Annotated in this window: 15 protein-coding genes; 2 read left to right on the top strand and 13 right to left on the bottom strand. The window is 63.0% G+C overall.

Annotation, left to right across the window (positions count from 1 at the left end):
* Positions 1–24 precede the first annotated feature (24 nt).
* The gene (locus QTA58_RS18205) at positions 25–945 is read left to right on the top strand and encodes a DMT family transporter (RefSeq protein ID WP_289669980.1); all 921 of its coding nucleotides are present in this window, start codon (positions 25–27) and stop codon (positions 943–945) included.
* On the opposite strand, the gene QTA58_RS18200 is transcribed toward QTA58_RS18205, so the two are convergent.
* The 7 genes from QTA58_RS18200 to QTA58_RS18170 all read right to left on the bottom strand — a co-directional run bounded on the left by QTA58_RS18200 (position 946) and on the right by QTA58_RS18170 (position 6,701).
* Positions 946–1,686 carry an ABC transporter permease gene (locus QTA58_RS18200; protein WP_289669979.1) on the bottom strand — a complete coding sequence of 247 codons (741 nt, stop codon included), beginning with the start codon at positions 1,684–1,686 and terminating at the stop codon, positions 946–948.
* Positions 1,683–2,621 carry an ABC transporter ATP-binding protein gene (locus QTA58_RS18195; RefSeq protein WP_289669978.1) on the bottom strand — a complete coding sequence of 313 codons (939 nt, stop codon included), beginning with the start codon at positions 2,619–2,621 and terminating at the stop codon, positions 1,683–1,685. The genes QTA58_RS18200 and QTA58_RS18195 overlap by 4 nt, the downstream gene beginning before the upstream one ends.
* A complete protein-coding gene (locus tag QTA58_RS18190; protein WP_289669977.1) occupies positions 2,618–3,784 on the bottom strand; it encodes an ABC transporter permease in 1,167 nt (388 codons plus the stop codon). The genes QTA58_RS18195 and QTA58_RS18190 overlap by 4 nt, the downstream gene beginning before the upstream one ends.
* A 97-nt stretch (positions 3,785–3,881) precedes the next feature.
* On the bottom strand, positions 3,882–4,793 hold the full coding sequence (locus tag QTA58_RS18185) for an ABC transporter substrate-binding protein (RefSeq protein ID WP_085424802.1): 912 nt from the start codon (positions 4,791–4,793) through the stop codon (positions 3,882–3,884).
* 183 nt (positions 4,794–4,976) lie between these two features.
* A complete protein-coding gene (locus QTA58_RS18180) occupies positions 4,977–5,708 on the bottom strand; it encodes a transporter substrate-binding domain-containing protein (RefSeq protein WP_289669976.1) in 732 nt (243 codons plus the stop codon).
* A 20-nt stretch (positions 5,709–5,728) separates the two neighbouring features.
* Positions 5,729–6,478 (bottom strand): hypothetical protein, encoded by a 750-nt coding sequence (locus QTA58_RS18175; RefSeq protein ID WP_289669975.1) that lies wholly within the window; start codon positions 6,476–6,478, stop codon positions 5,729–5,731.
* A 55-nt stretch (positions 6,479–6,533) separates the two neighbouring features.
* Complete coding sequence (locus tag QTA58_RS18170; RefSeq protein WP_085425137.1) at positions 6,534–6,701, bottom strand: rubredoxin; 168 nt, start codon at positions 6,699–6,701, stop codon at positions 6,534–6,536.
* Positions 6,702–6,856: 155 nt separating this feature from the next.
* On the opposite strand from QTA58_RS18170, the gene QTA58_RS18165 reads away from it, so the two are divergent.
* Positions 6,857–7,762 (top strand): LysR substrate-binding domain-containing protein, encoded by a 906-nt coding sequence (locus tag QTA58_RS18165; RefSeq protein ID WP_085424805.1) that lies wholly within the window; start codon positions 6,857–6,859, stop codon positions 7,760–7,762.
* Between the two features lie 22 nt (positions 7,763–7,784).
* On the opposite strand, the gene QTA58_RS18160 is transcribed toward QTA58_RS18165, so the two are convergent.
* The 6 genes from QTA58_RS18160 to QTA58_RS18135 are packed head-to-tail and all read right to left on the bottom strand — an operon-like array spanning position 7,785 to position 14,410.
* Positions 7,785–8,765 (bottom strand): D-2-hydroxyacid dehydrogenase family protein, encoded by a 981-nt coding sequence (locus QTA58_RS18160; protein ID WP_289669973.1) that lies wholly within the window; start codon positions 8,763–8,765, stop codon positions 7,785–7,787.
* Between the two features lie 54 nt (positions 8,766–8,819).
* Complete coding sequence (locus QTA58_RS18155) at positions 8,820–10,511, bottom strand: peptide ABC transporter substrate-binding protein (RefSeq protein WP_289669972.1); 1,692 nt, start codon at positions 10,509–10,511, stop codon at positions 8,820–8,822.
* A 36-nt stretch (positions 10,512–10,547) separates the two neighbouring features.
* On the bottom strand, positions 10,548–11,498 hold the full coding sequence (locus tag QTA58_RS18150; protein ID WP_289669971.1) for an ABC transporter permease: 951 nt from the start codon (positions 11,496–11,498) through the stop codon (positions 10,548–10,550).
* The gene (locus QTA58_RS18145; protein WP_289669970.1) at positions 11,495–12,448 is read right to left on the bottom strand and encodes an ABC transporter permease; all 954 of its coding nucleotides are present in this window, start codon (positions 12,446–12,448) and stop codon (positions 11,495–11,497) included. Before QTA58_RS18145 ends, QTA58_RS18150 begins: the two co-directional genes overlap by 4 nt.
* Positions 12,449–12,452: 4 nt before the next feature.
* Entirely contained in the window at positions 12,453–13,400 is a 948-nt protein-coding gene (locus QTA58_RS18140) for an oligopeptide/dipeptide ABC transporter ATP-binding protein (protein WP_289669969.1), read from the bottom strand.
* On the bottom strand, positions 13,397–14,410 hold the full coding sequence (locus QTA58_RS18135) for an ABC transporter ATP-binding protein (RefSeq protein WP_289669967.1): 1,014 nt from the start codon (positions 14,408–14,410) through the stop codon (positions 13,397–13,399). The genes QTA58_RS18140 and QTA58_RS18135 overlap by 4 nt, the downstream gene beginning before the upstream one ends.
* Positions 14,411–14,519 lie beyond the last annotated feature (109 nt).

The raw sequence follows: 14,519 nt of genomic DNA, 5'->3' as shown, positions 1-14,519 counted from the left end.
GAGAGTCGGGAGCGCTCGAACATCATGAACAAAAGAGCGGCCTACGCCGTGGGCGGCAATGCAGTCCTGGTTGGCGTCCTCCTGATGCTGCTCGGCGACTTCATGTTCGCGCTGAACGACGCCATGGGCAAATGGCTGGTAGCGAGTTTTTCCGTTGGCCAGGTCCTGCTCATCCGCTCGATCGGCGCCTTTTTCGTGCTCGGGCCGATGCTTAGCCGCCAGCCGGCTTCGGCGCTGTACAGGGTCGAAAAGCCTCAGCTTCATGTGCTGCGCGTGATCCTCGCGACAGCCGATACCGGGCTCTTCTACGCAGCTGTCGTCTATCTGCCGCTCGCCGATGTCATGACCTTCTACATGGCCGGGCCGATCTATGTCGCGGCGCTATCCCATTTCCTGCTCGGTGAACGCATCGGCTGGCGGCGCTGGCTCGCGGTCCTGATCGGCTTCATCGGCGTCGTCATCGCGCTGCGCCCCTCTTCCGAAATGCTGTCCTGGCCGTCGATTTTCGGCCTCGTCGGCAGCCTTTCCTTCGCGCTCACGCTGGTGCTCAACCGCATGCTCCGCTCGACGCCGGACGCGACGCTCGTCACCTGGCAGACACTCGCCTGCCTGATTGCCGGAGCGTTCCTCACGATCGGCAACTGGAGCCCCTTCGACACCGGCGAACTCCTGGCCCTGCTCCTGCTCGGCGTCGTATCCTGTGCCGCGCATCTGCTGATCACTCGCTCGCTGAAGCTTGCGCCGGCCTCAGTGCTGGCGCCGCTGCAATATACGCTGCTGCTCTGGGCGATCGTTCTCGGCTGGGTGTTCTTCGGCGATTTTCCCGATGCCCAGACATTGACCGGCGCCGCGATCATCGTGCTGGCCGGTCTGTTCATCTTCCATCGCGGCAACCTGAAACAGGACGCGGAGCCCACGATCCCGACCGATTCGAGCCACGGCTGATCAGGTCCGGATCCGGCGGGTCAACATCGCTTCGATCGCCGATAGCCCGTCATAGATCAGCACCGCGAGCGCGCCGACGATCAGGCCGCCCTGTAGGATGAAGGCGAGATTGTTCGATTGCAGCCCGGCGATGATCACCTCGCCGAGCGTCCTTGCCGCCACCGTCGAACCGATCGTTGCCGTCGCAAGGCTGATGACCACGGAAAGCCGGATGCCGGCAACGATCACCGGCAGCGAAAGCAGCAGTTCGACCTGGACAAGACGCTGCAGCGGCGTCATGCCGGAACCGCGCGCCGCTTCCATCACGGAGCGCGGCAAGTTGGTGAGCGCCGTCAGCGTATTCTCGAAGATCGGCAGCAGGCCATAGAGGAAAAGCGCTATCAGCGTCGGCTTCTCGCCGAAGCCCACGGCCGGCACGGCGAGCGCCAGCACCGCAACGGGCGGAAAGGTCTGGCCGATATTCACGAGGCTGCGGGAAAGCGCCAGGAATTCCGCGCCGAACGGCCTTGTGACGAGGATCGCCAGCAGCACAGCGATGATCGTCGCGGCCAAAGTTGCGATGAAGACCGTCCTTAAATGCTGGAGCGTCAAACCGAGAAGGCTTCCCTGATTGTAGATGGCCGGTGCATTCGGCTGCACCAACGGCTTCAGCAGCGGCTCGAAACTCCCCGGCGACACCAGAAAAGCAACCAGCAGAACGAGCAGCAAGCCGCGAAGGATCGTCGGCGCCCAGACCTTCATCGGCGCCTCGCGCCGCGCTTGAGAAGTGTTTCGAGAGTGACCCGCCCCATGGGCGCGCCGCTGGCCGAGATGACCGGCAACGCTTTCCGCCCGGTCCAGATCAGGTCGGCGAGCGCCTCCTGCTGGCTCCTGTCCTCGCGGATCGGCTCGCCCTCCGCCTCGCCGGGCTCCGCCGCCGCTCCGGTCCTGGCGATCGAAAGCAGGCGGAACGGCCGCTCGCCATCGCCGATCAGCGTCTCGACGAAAGGTGTGGCCGGAGCCCGCACGAGTTCTGCGGGCGGACCGTATTGCAACACCTTTCCCTTGTCCATAACCGCAATGTTATCAGCCAGATGGAACGCTTCGTTCATGTCATGCGTGACGAGCACGATCGTCGTGCCGAAATGCTTCTGAATCGCCAACAGGTCTTCCTGCGCCTTGGCGCGGATGATCGGGTCGAGCGCTCCGAAAGGCTCGTCCATCAAAAGCACGTTCGGTTCGGCGGCAAGCGCCCGGGCGACGCCGACGCGCTGCTGCTGACCGCCGGAAAGCTCGTGCGGATAACGCGGCCCGAAGGTCTTCGGGTCGAGTTGGAAAAGCGTCAAAAGCTCCTCGACCTTGGCGTCGACGCGCGACTTCTGCCAGCCGAGCAGGCCCGGCACTGTGGCGATGTTCTGCGCCACCGTGCGATGCGGGAAAAGCCCGTGCCCCTGGATGGCGTAACCGATCCGGCGACGCAGTTCATAGCCGGGGATCGAACGGTTGTCCTCGCCGTCGAGCCTGATCGATCCCTCGCTCGGCTCCACCAGCCGGTTGATCATCCGGATGAGCGTCGTCTTGCCCGAGCCGGACGTGCCGACAATCACGGTGACGGTCCGCGGCTCGATCACCATCGAAACATCGTCGACCACGGTTATGCCGTCATAGCGCTTGGTGATGCCGTCGATCTCGATCATCTGCTGCTCGCTCCGTTCGGTCCGCGCGTGTTCATTTCGACCAGGGCATCCAGCACGACAGCCGCGGCGAAGGCGAGCGCCACGGTCGGCACGGCGCCGAGCAGCACGAGATCCATGGCGGTCTGCCCGATGCCCTGGAAGACGAAGACTCCGAAGCCCCCGCCGCCGATCAGCGCCGCGATCGTCGCCATGCCGATGTTCTGAACGAGCACGATGCGTATGCCTGTCAGGATGACCGGCAGCGCCAGCGGAAACTCGATCTGGAAGAGCCGCTGCCGATCGGTCAAGCCGATGCCGCGGGCTGCATCGTTTGCCTCGCGCGGCACGCCGGCAAGACCGACGACTGTGTTGGCGACCACCGGCAGAAGCGAGTAGAGGAAGAGCGCTACGAAAGCCGGCGCGACGCCGATGCCGTGAATGCCGATCGCCGCCGCACCCGGCACGGTGGCGGAAATCCATGCCAGCGGCCCGATCAGGATGCCGAACAGCGCGATCGACGGGATCGTCTGGATGAGGTTCAATGTATTGAGCACCGCTGCCCGGAGCGGTTCAACCCGGTGACAGAGGATGCCGAGCGGCAATCCCACCACGACGGCGGCGAACAGCGAGCCGAGCGCCAGCGTCACGTGCCGGCCCGCCTCGATCCAGAAGACGTCGGCGCGGCCGGCATATTCCTTCATGATCGACAGCCCGTCCCAGCTTCCCGACATCAGGATCGCTCCGACCCCAATCGCCGCAAGGATCAGGAACAGCACGCGCATCCAGGGCGGCGGCGCAAGCCGCGTGATCGCATCGGCGGCCAGCAACGCGGATGCGAACAGCAGGAGCCAGAAGCCCGAGGCCGGAGAGACGCGGGCATAGCTGTTGCCGTCGGGTGTCAGAAAGCTTGCGGCGAGACCGATCGAAAGCGTCAAGGCCGCCAGTGCAGCGGCCGCCGCGACCAGCTTCAGCCATGGGGAAGTTCGGAAGAGTGCTGCGATTGCGGCCATGAACAGGATAGCGAGCAGGCCGAAACCCGCCCATCCCGGCAAGGCGTCGAGGATCGCCCTCGCTTCTCCCTGCAATATGCGATTGGGCTTGAGCGTTGCAAAGGCCGCCCAGAAAGTCCCGTAGGCCGCGATCAGGGCGATGACGATGCCGAGCTTGTCGAACTTTATCCTCAAACCGCTCCCCTGCCTCGCGGTATCCAAATCCCGATGAAAAAGCCGGATGCTTCGAGGCACCCGGCTCATGTTGGCACGAAAGCCGCCCGAAACGGAACTACTTCAGGAAGCCGTTCTTCTTGAGGAAATCCTCGGCGACCGCCTTGGCCGGCTCGCCGCCCACCTGGACGCGGCCGTTGAGATCCTGCAATGTCACGAGATCGAGCTTTTCGAAGACCGGCTTCAGCAGGCTTTCGATATTCGGATTTTTCTTGAGCGCCTCCTCGCGGATGATCGGCGCGGGCTGGTAGACCGGCTGTACGCCCTTGTCGTCTTCCAGAACCACGAGACCGGAAGGCGCGATGCCGCCATCGGTGCCGTAGACCATGGCCGCATTCGCCCCGTTGGTCTGGTTGGCAGCCGCCGCGATCGTCGCGGCCGTATCGCCGCCCGACAGCGTGATCAGCTGCTCCGGCTTCAGCTGAAAGCCGTATGTGGTCTGGAAGGCCGGCAGTGCCGCGGCGGAATTGACGAATTCGGAAGAGGCCGCGAGCACGATCTTGCCGCCGCCCGCAACATATTTGCCGAAATCCGTAAGCGTCTTCAGGTTGTTGGCCTCCGCGACATCCTTGCGCAGCGCGATCGCCCAGGTGTTGTTGGCGGAGGACGGCGTCAGCCAGACGATCTTGTTGGCGTCGTAGTCGAGCTTCTTGACCGCTTCATAGGCCTGCTCCGGATTTTTCCAGGCCGGATCGTCGCCCTTTTCGAAGAAGAAGGCCCCGTTGCCCGTATATTCCGGATAGATGTCGATCTCGCCGGCGGTGATCGCCTTGCGGACCACCGGCGTCGCGCCGAGCTGGATACGGTCGGTCGCCTCGATGTTGTTGGCCTTCAGCATGGCGAGGATGATATTGCCGAGCACGCCGCCTTCGGTATCGATCTTGGAAGAGACGACGACCTGGGCATTGGCCATGGTGGCCGAAACACCGAGCGCGAAAGCAATGCCCAGCAGCTTCGTTTTCAGAGACATAACAGGACTTCCTCCAGATTGCGGGCATATGCTCGCATAGATTCAAAACGAGAACAAATGAAAAACCTCCGTCTATGTAGGGCGGCTCGCGGAATGTGCGAGTCCCCTTCAACGGTCCTCGGTTTGAATTCAACGACGCTAATGAACGAGCAAGGAGGTACGGGGCTCAGGTGCCGGGCACGATCACGTCGGCACGATCACGTCTGAATGGCCACTGCCGGCCAGGGACTGACGGACAAGACCGCCGGCCTTCATCTCCGCGACGAATGCCGCAACGAACTGTGCCGCGAGGAGCCTTGTCGAGCTGACGCCGACGGCCTGCGGAATGGTCATGAACGGTGTCGGCATCACAACGAATGCGGGGTGATCGGCCGCCACCTTCCGCATCGCCTGCCGAACGCCGGCAAGGCCGTCGAGCTGACCGGCATCGAGAGCTGCGGTTGCTTCGGCGAAACTGTCGAAGCGCGTGAGCCGGCCGCCTTTGCCGCTCCGCGACAGGTGGAGTTCGTAAGCGCTGCCCTTGACAGCCCCGATCCGCAGCTGAAGCCGGTCCACGTCTCCCGGCGTTTTCGCCTTGCCATCGGCGCGGACAAGATACGCTCCTTCGATCAGCACATAGGGTTCGCTATAGGCGATCCGCTCGGCGCGCTCAGGGTCGATCGCCAGAAAGCAGACGTCCCATTCGCCTGTATCGACGCTGCCGGAAACCGCGCCGGCCCTGTCGTAATGCCGGAAGGCGATCGGAAGCTTCAGCCGGTCGGCCAGCGCCCTCGCCAGATCGACGGAAACACCGCTCGGGCTGTCTTCTGTCGGCCCGCGGCGAACAAGGACGACGTTCCCGTGATTGAGCGCGCATTTCAATGTACCGGAAGGCGCGATCTCCTTCCGGACCGCATCGAGATCGAACGGCCGCAAGATTTTCCTCCCGATTGTTTTCAGGGCGCCTGGATCGATTTCATCCAGTCGTCTTCGCGCGGATACTGGGTCACCATGAGCTCCAGTCCGCTCTCGCCGGCCTGGAGCATGGGCGCGTCATCGCTGGAACGGACGAAGATCAGCGAAAACGGCGTGTAAATCGCACCTTCGAAGATCAGGCTGCCGTTCAGGACGATGAGAAATTGGCCGCCGGACGCGCTCGGATCGGGCGCCCGCGTTGTCATCGACGGACCGAGGCGGATGACCTTGACGTTCATTCCGTCATCGTCCGGCTGTTCCTCGATCACCGTCTCGACGGAAATCTCCGTACGGTCGCGCAGAACAGGATCGATGGAAAGCGTCACCGGCTCGGAAACGCGGTGACGCCGCTTGGTCGGCCGCAGTTTCTCGCGGATATCCGGGGTGGTCAGATAGACGAGGCCGGCGTCCGTCTTGCTGCGCAGCGTAAGATAGGAGAGGCCCTGGGCGCCGGCGATCAGCGGCCCGTAACCGGTGTGATGGTCGGCATAGTGGACCGTCACGAGACGTACTTCGTCCCGGCCGATCGTGCCGCTCCCGGCGACGAAGACCTGGAACTGATCGACGATGTGAAAATGCGAATCGAGCTTCTGGTGGGCATTGAGATCGAGGCGAAACGCCTGGGGCTCCGGCGTCGCGACATCGGAATTCTTGCCGAACAGGTTGATTTTCCAGGACTGGCCGCGGCGAAAGCGGCTCGGTTCCTTCTCTGAATACGACGCGGCCTGCATGTTGATCCTCCTCTTGTTGACAAACTTGCCATCCCCTGCGGCGGCTGATCCGCTGTCAGCCGACGACCTTCATGTCGAACTGATGCTTGCTGGCCCCGCAATCCGGACATATCCAGTCGTCCGGCACATCCTCCCAGCGTGTACCGGGCGGCACGCCGCCATCGGGATCGCCGAGCGCCTCGTCATAGCGATAGCCGCAAAGCACGCATTCCCAGATTTTCAAGCCGTTTCGGTCCGCCACATTTTCCGACGTCGCCACCATTCTCCTCCAGAATGAAATTGACCCAGGAAACGCTACGCCACATGGTGGCCTATCACCAGATGTTAAGCCTCACTATCAGACATAACAAACCGGCATAACTCGAATGGGAGGAAAGAATGGACATTCGGCAGCTCGGATATTTCGTGCGCGTGGCGGAGCTCGGCAGTTTCAGCCGCGCTTCGGCGTTTCTGCATGTTGCACAGCCTGCGCTCAGCAGACAGGTGCGGAACCTCGAGATCGAACTCAAGGAAAGGCTGCTCGTCCGCAACGGCCGCGGCGTGGAAGTCACCGAGGCGGGCGAGCGGCTGCTCAGCAACGCCCGCGGCATTCTTCGGATGGTCGAACGGACCTATGAGGACATCGACAATGCGCGCACCGGCAAATCGGGAAAGGTCGCGATCGGCCTGCCCGCCACGATTTCCATCGCCATCGCCACCGCACTGATCCGCCGCCTGCGGGAGGAGCTGTCGGACGCCCAGGTGACGCTCATCCACGGCCGCTCCAGCCAGTTGCAGGAATGGCTCCTCTCGGGCCGCATCGACATGGCGATCATGTACAACGCCCCCTCCTCGCCCATGCTGGAAATTCATGATCTGGTCGACGAGAACCTCTATCTGATCGGCTCGGAAGATGCTTTCGACGACCCGGACCCCGTGCCTTTGGAAGCCTTGGCGTCCCTGCCCATGGTCATAGCCTGCCGCCCCAACAGCACGAGGGTGATCGTAGAGTCGGAACTGGCGCGCATGGGTCAGAAACCGAATATCGTGTTCGAGCTCGATCCGCTTGAAACGATGTTCGACCTGGTGCGTGATGGTTATGGTTTCACGGTCGCGTCGATGCGGACGCTGAAATCCAAAGGTGCCGGCTCGGGCCTTGCCACGCGCAAGATCGTCGGGCCGGAACTCGTTCTCTCCGTGGAGCTCGTCCAGCCAGCCCGCAGGCTCAACAACAGGCTTCATGAGGCCGCCTTCCGGATACTCAGGGATCTGAGCCTGCAGCTCCTCAAGGACGCGCAGGCGTAGCATCTCCAGATGCAGCGATGCCTCAGGTATCGGCGGCCACCATGTTGACGACCCGCTCGGGCCTGCCGTCCAGAAAAGCCTCGATCAGGCGAACGGCATCGCCGTAATAGGTGCCGAGCATCTCCCGCGTGAAATAGCCGAGATGCGGCGTGATCACCACATTCGGCATGCTGCGGAACGGATGATCCGCCGGCAGCGGCTCTCTTTCATAGACGTCGAGCCCCGCCCCGGCGATCGAACCGCTTCTCAAAGCATCGATAAGGGCTCGCTCATCGACAATGGCACCCCTCGCCGTATTGATGAGGAAGGCGCTTTTCTTCATCGCCTGCAGTTCCGGCGCCCCGACGATGCCGCGGGTCCGGTCGCTGAGAGCGAGATGGATGGTGACGATATCGCTGGTGGCAAAGAGCTCTTCCTTCGACACGCGGCGGGCGCCGGCGGCCTCCGCCTGCTCGTCCGTCATGTTCTGGCTCCAGGCCTGCAGGTCCATGCCGAAGACCCGGCCGATCTCGGCAACGCGGCGGCCGAGCCCGCCAAGTCCGAGAATGCCGAGCGTCTTGCCGCCGACGGTCGTTCCCGCATGATGCTGCCAGCCGCCCTGCCGCATCATCCGGTCCTCGGAGGCTATGTGCCGGGCGGCCGACAGGATCAGCCCCCAGACGAGCTCCGCGACCCCGCCCGCGCCGGCACCGGAGACCGGCGTGTTGGAGACGGGGATGCCGCGGGCCGCAGCAGCCGCGACATCCACCGTGTCGTAACGCTTTCCCGTCACGACGATATATTTCAGCCGCGGCAGCCGCCCGATCAGCGCGGCCGGGATCGGCATCCGTTCCCGGAGCGTGCAGATGACGTCGAAGTCGGCGAGTTCCCTCGCCGCCTCGTCCGGTACGGCAAGCGGCCTGTCGAACACGACCACGTTGGCACGGGATTTCAACGGCTCCCAATCGGCGATCTTCTGTGAAATGCCGATATAATCGTCCAGAACGGCGATGTTCATCGTCATTGGAAATCCCGTGCTTCGTGGTGTCTCGACAAGCTGGCAATCACGGCGACCGGATTATTTCCGGTCCCATTCCTCCGCCCATATCGCCAGGGGATCGAGCGTGCCCTGCCGGAAATTCACCAGGTCGGGCACCGCCACATAGGCGCGCGGATAGAAATAGAGCGGCAGCATCGGCAGATCGTCGGCGAAAATCTTCTGGACGTCCGCCCATTTCTCCTTGGTGGTTTTCGGGTCGAGAGCCACTTCCAGTTCGGAAATCGCTTCATCCATGGCCGGGTTCGCATAGCCGGAGAAATTATTGCCGACGCCGTTGTTCTCCGCCTTCGGAATGGAATCCGAACCGAGCGCGATGTGCGGGGATACCGACGGTGAGAAGTCGATCGAGGACATCATGAGCGCCTTGAACTTCCGCTTGCGCGCCATCTCGCCGTTGAATTCCTGGAGCGGCACGAAGTTGTTCTTGATCTCGACGCAGACGTCCTTCATCTGGCTTTGGACGACCTGGGCGATCTGCTCGCGGGTCTGGTTGCCGGCGGTCGACACCAGTTCGAGCGAAAGACGCTCGCCCTTGTCGTTCACGCAGATGCCGTCCGGGCCCGGCTTCCAGCCGGCGCTCGCCAGCAGCTCCTTGGCCTTCTCCGCATCGTATTTGTAGATCGTCATGTTCTTGTTGTAATAGGCGTTCTCGTCGCTGAGGATGCCGTTCGCCACCGGCTGCAATCCGCCGAACAGTTCGTCGCTGATCGCCTGCCGGTCGATCGCGTAAAGAAGCGCCTGCCGCACCGATTTATCCTGCAGGATCGGATTGTCGAAGTTGACCGCGATGCGCTCCACGTTAGTGCCGTAGTCGATATAGTATTTGAACTTGGTCGGCTGCTGGCCGCGCAGGTCGAGCATCTGCGAAAAGCTGATGCCGCCGGGGCTGACCGGCACCGCATCCACCGCGCCGGCCAGAAGGTTCTGAAGCAGTGCCGACGAATTGTCGCGATAACTGAAGATGATGCGCTGCAGGTGTGGCTTGGTGCCCGGCCAATGGGGATTGGGCTGGAAGACGATGCGCGTGCCGATCTGGTAGTCGCTCAGAAGAAAGGCGCCGTTCCAGAGGCCGGGATTGGTCGGCTGGGTATTGTAGAGCGATTGCTTGACATAGGTGTCGAGCGTCGGATTGGCGGCATAGACCGGCCCTTCCAGGTGCTCCGGCAGGATCTGATCCCATGAATTATAGCTGGAGAGGACCTGCGGCAGGGTCAGGACGACGGTGCGGTCGTCGACGATCTTCAGGTCCGTGGCGCGATCCCAGGAATTGTAGTTGGAAAATCCGATCTTCGGATCGCGCGCCATCTTCCAGGTGAACTCGATGTCCTTGGACGTGACCGGTACGCCGTCTCCCCAGGCGAGCCCTTTTCTCAAGGTGAGCGTTACCTGCATGCCCTTCTTGCCGTCGGGCAGGTCGACGATCTTGGCGAGCCCGTTCTCGATCGTCGGCAGCGTCTCGCACAGAATGCACTGATTGACGACGTTTTCGTCGAAGGCGGTGATCGGCCTCAGGGAATAGTTGATCGTCAACCGCTTGGTGTTGTTGACCTGGATCAGCGGATGAAAATTGGTCAGGAACTGGATCTGGCCGACGACGAGCTGATCCTTGCTCGGCTGGGCCATCGTCGTTGTCGAAGCCAAAATCGCGATTGCAGTCCCGGCCAGCGCGACCTTGGCGAATGTTTTGAATTTCAACCCTACAGACGTCATTTTCTCCTCCATAAGACTTCTGTTTTCAGGCATGTCTCAATGCGACCGCGAGCCCGTCTCTGAGCGCGGGTCGAATGCGGACCGCACCCCGTCGCCGACGAAATTCACCGCCATCACCGTCGTGAAGATCAGGAGACCCGGATAAACCGCGAGCAGGGGCGCAGAGATGATCAGCTGCTGGGCGTTGGTCAGCATGTTGCCCCAGGTGGGAGTGGGCGGAACGATGCCGAAGCCGAGGAAGCTGAGGGTCGATTCGAACAGGATGATGCGCCCGACCGACAGCGTCATGGCGACGATCAGAGGGGTCGCGATATTCGGCAGCACGTGCACGAAGACATTGTACGGTCCCTTCGCGCCGCTCACGGTCGCCGCCCGCACATAGTCGACGTCGCGCACGGTGATCGTGCCGGCGCGGGCGATCCTGGCGATCGTCGTCCAGTCTACCAGCGCGATGATGATCACGATCCTCAGGAAAACGACGGCCGGCGAGCTGGCTGCCTCCGGGCTCAAGCCGATCTTCGTCAGATCGACCGCGCCGAGCACGATGAGAACGGGGATGAGCGGCAGCGCGATGATGCAGTCCGTCATCCGCATGAGGATATTGTCGAACTGCCCGCCGATGTAACCGGCCGTGACGCCGATCGCTATGCCGATCACCGCCGTGATGAGGGTTGCGAGGAGCCCGACCGCGATCGACACCTGGCCGCCGTGTAGCAGCCGCAGCAGAACGTCGCGGCCGAGATCGTCGGTTCCGAGCCAGTGCTGGGCCGACGGCGGCCGGAAACGCCGCAGAAGGTTCGTCGCGTTCGCATCGATGCCGGTGAAATGTTCGATCGGGCCGGCCATCGCGCAGGCGATCGCCATGAGTGCCAGGAAGACGAGCGAGATCATCGCCAGCTTGTTGTGCCGGAAACGCTCCCAGCGCTTGCTCCAGACTGAATTCCTGCCGGCCTCTGCCGGCGCTTTGTCGGCGGTGACGGTGCTCATTTCAGGGTAATCCTCGGATCGAGCCAGGCATAGGCGAGGTCGGCAAGCAGGCTCGACAGCAGGGTGACGATCGTCGCGAGCAGGAGCCCGACCAGGGCCAGGTTGAAATCGATATTGCTGATGGCGTCGTAGATGATCTTGCCCATGCCGAGCATGCCGAAGATCGTCTCCACGACGAGCGCCCCGGAAAACAGCGAGCCGAAGCCGAGGGCCAGCACGGTCACCATGGGGATCAGCGCATTGCGGAGTGCATGGCGCATGACGACCGTCGTCTCCGACAATCCCTTCGCCCGGGCGGTGCGGACGAAATCCGAATTCAGCGTCTCGATCATCGAGGCGCGCACGTAGCGCACCAGCGGCCCGACATGGAAGAACGTCAGCACCGTCACCGGCAGGATCATGTGGACGAGCTGTTCCGACATGGACGCATCGCTGAGAAGCGGCGTGCCGCTGGCCGGCAGCCAGCCGAGCTTGACCGAGAAGACGATGATCAGGATGAGCGAGGTCCAGAAGCCCGGAAGCGAGATGCTCGCGAATGCCAGCAGGCTGATGATGCTGTCCGTCCAGCCGCCGGGCTTGCGGGCGGCAAGCGCGCCGAGAAGCATTGCGAGCGGGATGCTGATCAGTTCCGTCAGGACCAGAAGCTTGGCCGTCTGGATGATCGCCGGTCCGAGAACGTCGAGCACGGGCCGGAAATAGACGCTGGAATAGCCGAGATCGCCATGGAGCGCCGAAGTGAGCCAGTGCCCGTAGCGCGTATAGAGCGGCTGGTCGACACCGTAGAGCGCCCGCATCTGCGCCATGGTCTCCGGCGTCAGCGCCGGGTTTCCCTCCAGCATGTTCTCCACCGGATCGCCCGGCATCAGCCCGATCAGCATGAAGAGCAGGAGCGACATCACCAGTATGACGAGGACCGCTTGGAGAAGGCGCGATATCGTGTATCTCAACATCGGCTCAATCCTTGAAATGACAGGCAGAAAGCTGCGTTGGCCGTCCGGGGGCCGGCAGAAGCGCCGGCCTTTCCCTGCGGCATATGTCCTCCGCCCGCGGGCAGCGCGTGTGGAAGACGCAGCCCGACGGCGGCGAAAGCGGCGACGGGATCTCGCCCTTGAGGATCTGCTCCTTCTTGCGCCGTCCCCTGCCGATGCGAGGCACGGCGGCAAGCAGCGCCTGGGTGTACGGGTGGCTGGGCGTGACGAAGAGATCGTCGCGGCTCGCCACTTCCATCAGCCGTCCGAGATAGAGAACCGCGACCCTGTCCGCGAGATGCCGAACGACGCCGAGATCGTGGCTGATGAAGATATAGCTGATGCCGTGCTCCTGCTTGATGTCGTCGAGGAGATTGAGCACCTGGCTCTGGATCGAGACGTCTAGCGCCGAAAGCGGCTCGTCGGCAACGATCATCTCCGGCTCGGCGATCAGCGCGCGGGCGATCGCGATGCGCTGCCGCTGCCCGCCGGAAAACTGATGGGGGTAGCGGCGCGCCGCTTCCGGCGGCAATCCCACCTGCCCCAGCACCTCCGTCGCCCGCGCCAATCGCTGTTCCGACGGCACGCCCTTGAGCCTCAACGGTTCGGCGACGATCTCGCCGACCACCATGCGCGGGTCGAGCGCCGAAAACGGATCCTGGAAGATCACCTGCACGGGACGCTTGCCGTCCTCGCCGTCGACGGGAGCGCCGTGGAAGCTGACCGTACCCTCGCTTTGCCTGCGCAGGCCCGCCACGACGTAGCCCAGCGTGCTCTTGCCGCTGCCGCTTTCGCCGACGAGCGCCAGCGTTTCGCCCCTAAGAACCGTCAGCGAGACGTCGTTCACCGCCTGAAGCCAGACCTTGGGCTTCAGAAAGCCACCCCCGAGGGGAATGTTCACGCTGATATTGTCCAGTCTCAGAAGCTCGGTCATGGCGCCACCTTGAGGCAAGCGACCTGATGACCGGGAGCAACCTCCGCGAGTTCCGGTTCGACCTTCCGGCACCCCTCATCGGCAAGCGGACAGCGGCGAGCGAAACGACATCCGGCGCTAATGTCCGAAACCACCCGGCCCGGTATCACATAGAGCCGCTTCACCTGCCTGTCGGGATCGGGAAGCGTCTTGATCAGCCCTTGCGTATAGGGATGCAGCGGATTGGAGAACAGTTCCTCGGCCGGCGCGTATTCGACTGCCTTGCCCGCATACATGACCATGATCGAATGGGCGACCTCGGAGACGACCGCGAGATTATGGCTGATGAACTGGATCGACATCTGCGCCTCGTCCTGAAGCGTCAGCATCAGGTCGAGGATCTGGGCCTGGATGGTCACATCCAGGGCGGTCGTCGGCTCGTCGGCGATCAGAAGCTGCGGCCGGCAGGCGAGCGCCATGGCGATCATGGCGCGCTGGCGCATGCCGCCGGAAAGCTGATGCGGATAGTCCTCCGCCCGCCGCGCCGGAGACGGGATGCCGACCTGTGCCAGCAGATCGACGGCGCGTTTGCCCGCCTCCTTCTTCGAAAGCCCCTCGTGCCTGACCAGCACCTCGGCGATCTGGCGCCCGACGTTCATCACCGGGTTCATAGCCGTCATCGGCTCCTGGAAGATCATCGCGATCTCCCGGCCACGGATATGCCGCTGCTGCCGCTGGGTCATCGAAACGAGATTTCGACCGCCGAAATTGATCTCGCCGCCGATCGTCCCGTTGGCGGGAATGAGACCCAGCAGGGCGAGCGAGGTCATCGTCTTGCCGCAGCCGCTCTCGCCGACAATGCCTAGGGTTTCGCCCCGGGCGATCGAATAGCTCAATCCCCGGACGATGTGCGTGCTGCCCGCTCCGGCAGGAAAGCTCACCGTCAGATCGCGGACATCCAGCAGTGAGACGCCGTTCGCGGACAAGGCGACCGGCTGCCCGCCGTCAACGCGCTGGCTGGCCTGTTGCATGCGTTACCTCCCTTTCGCTCGACGGCCGGATTTCGATAAAAACTCCGGCCATCGTTATCTGCGCTGAACCTCTGGCGACATCCTCCTCCGCCACCGGTTCACGCCTTCT

Origin of the sequence: Neorhizobium sp. CSC1952 (assembly GCF_030378245.1) — a bacterium.
GTDB classification, from domain to species: Bacteria; Pseudomonadota; Alphaproteobacteria; order Rhizobiales; family Rhizobiaceae; genus Neorhizobium; species Neorhizobium oryzae_A.
This window is presented reverse-complemented; position numbering and strand designations above follow the sequence as displayed.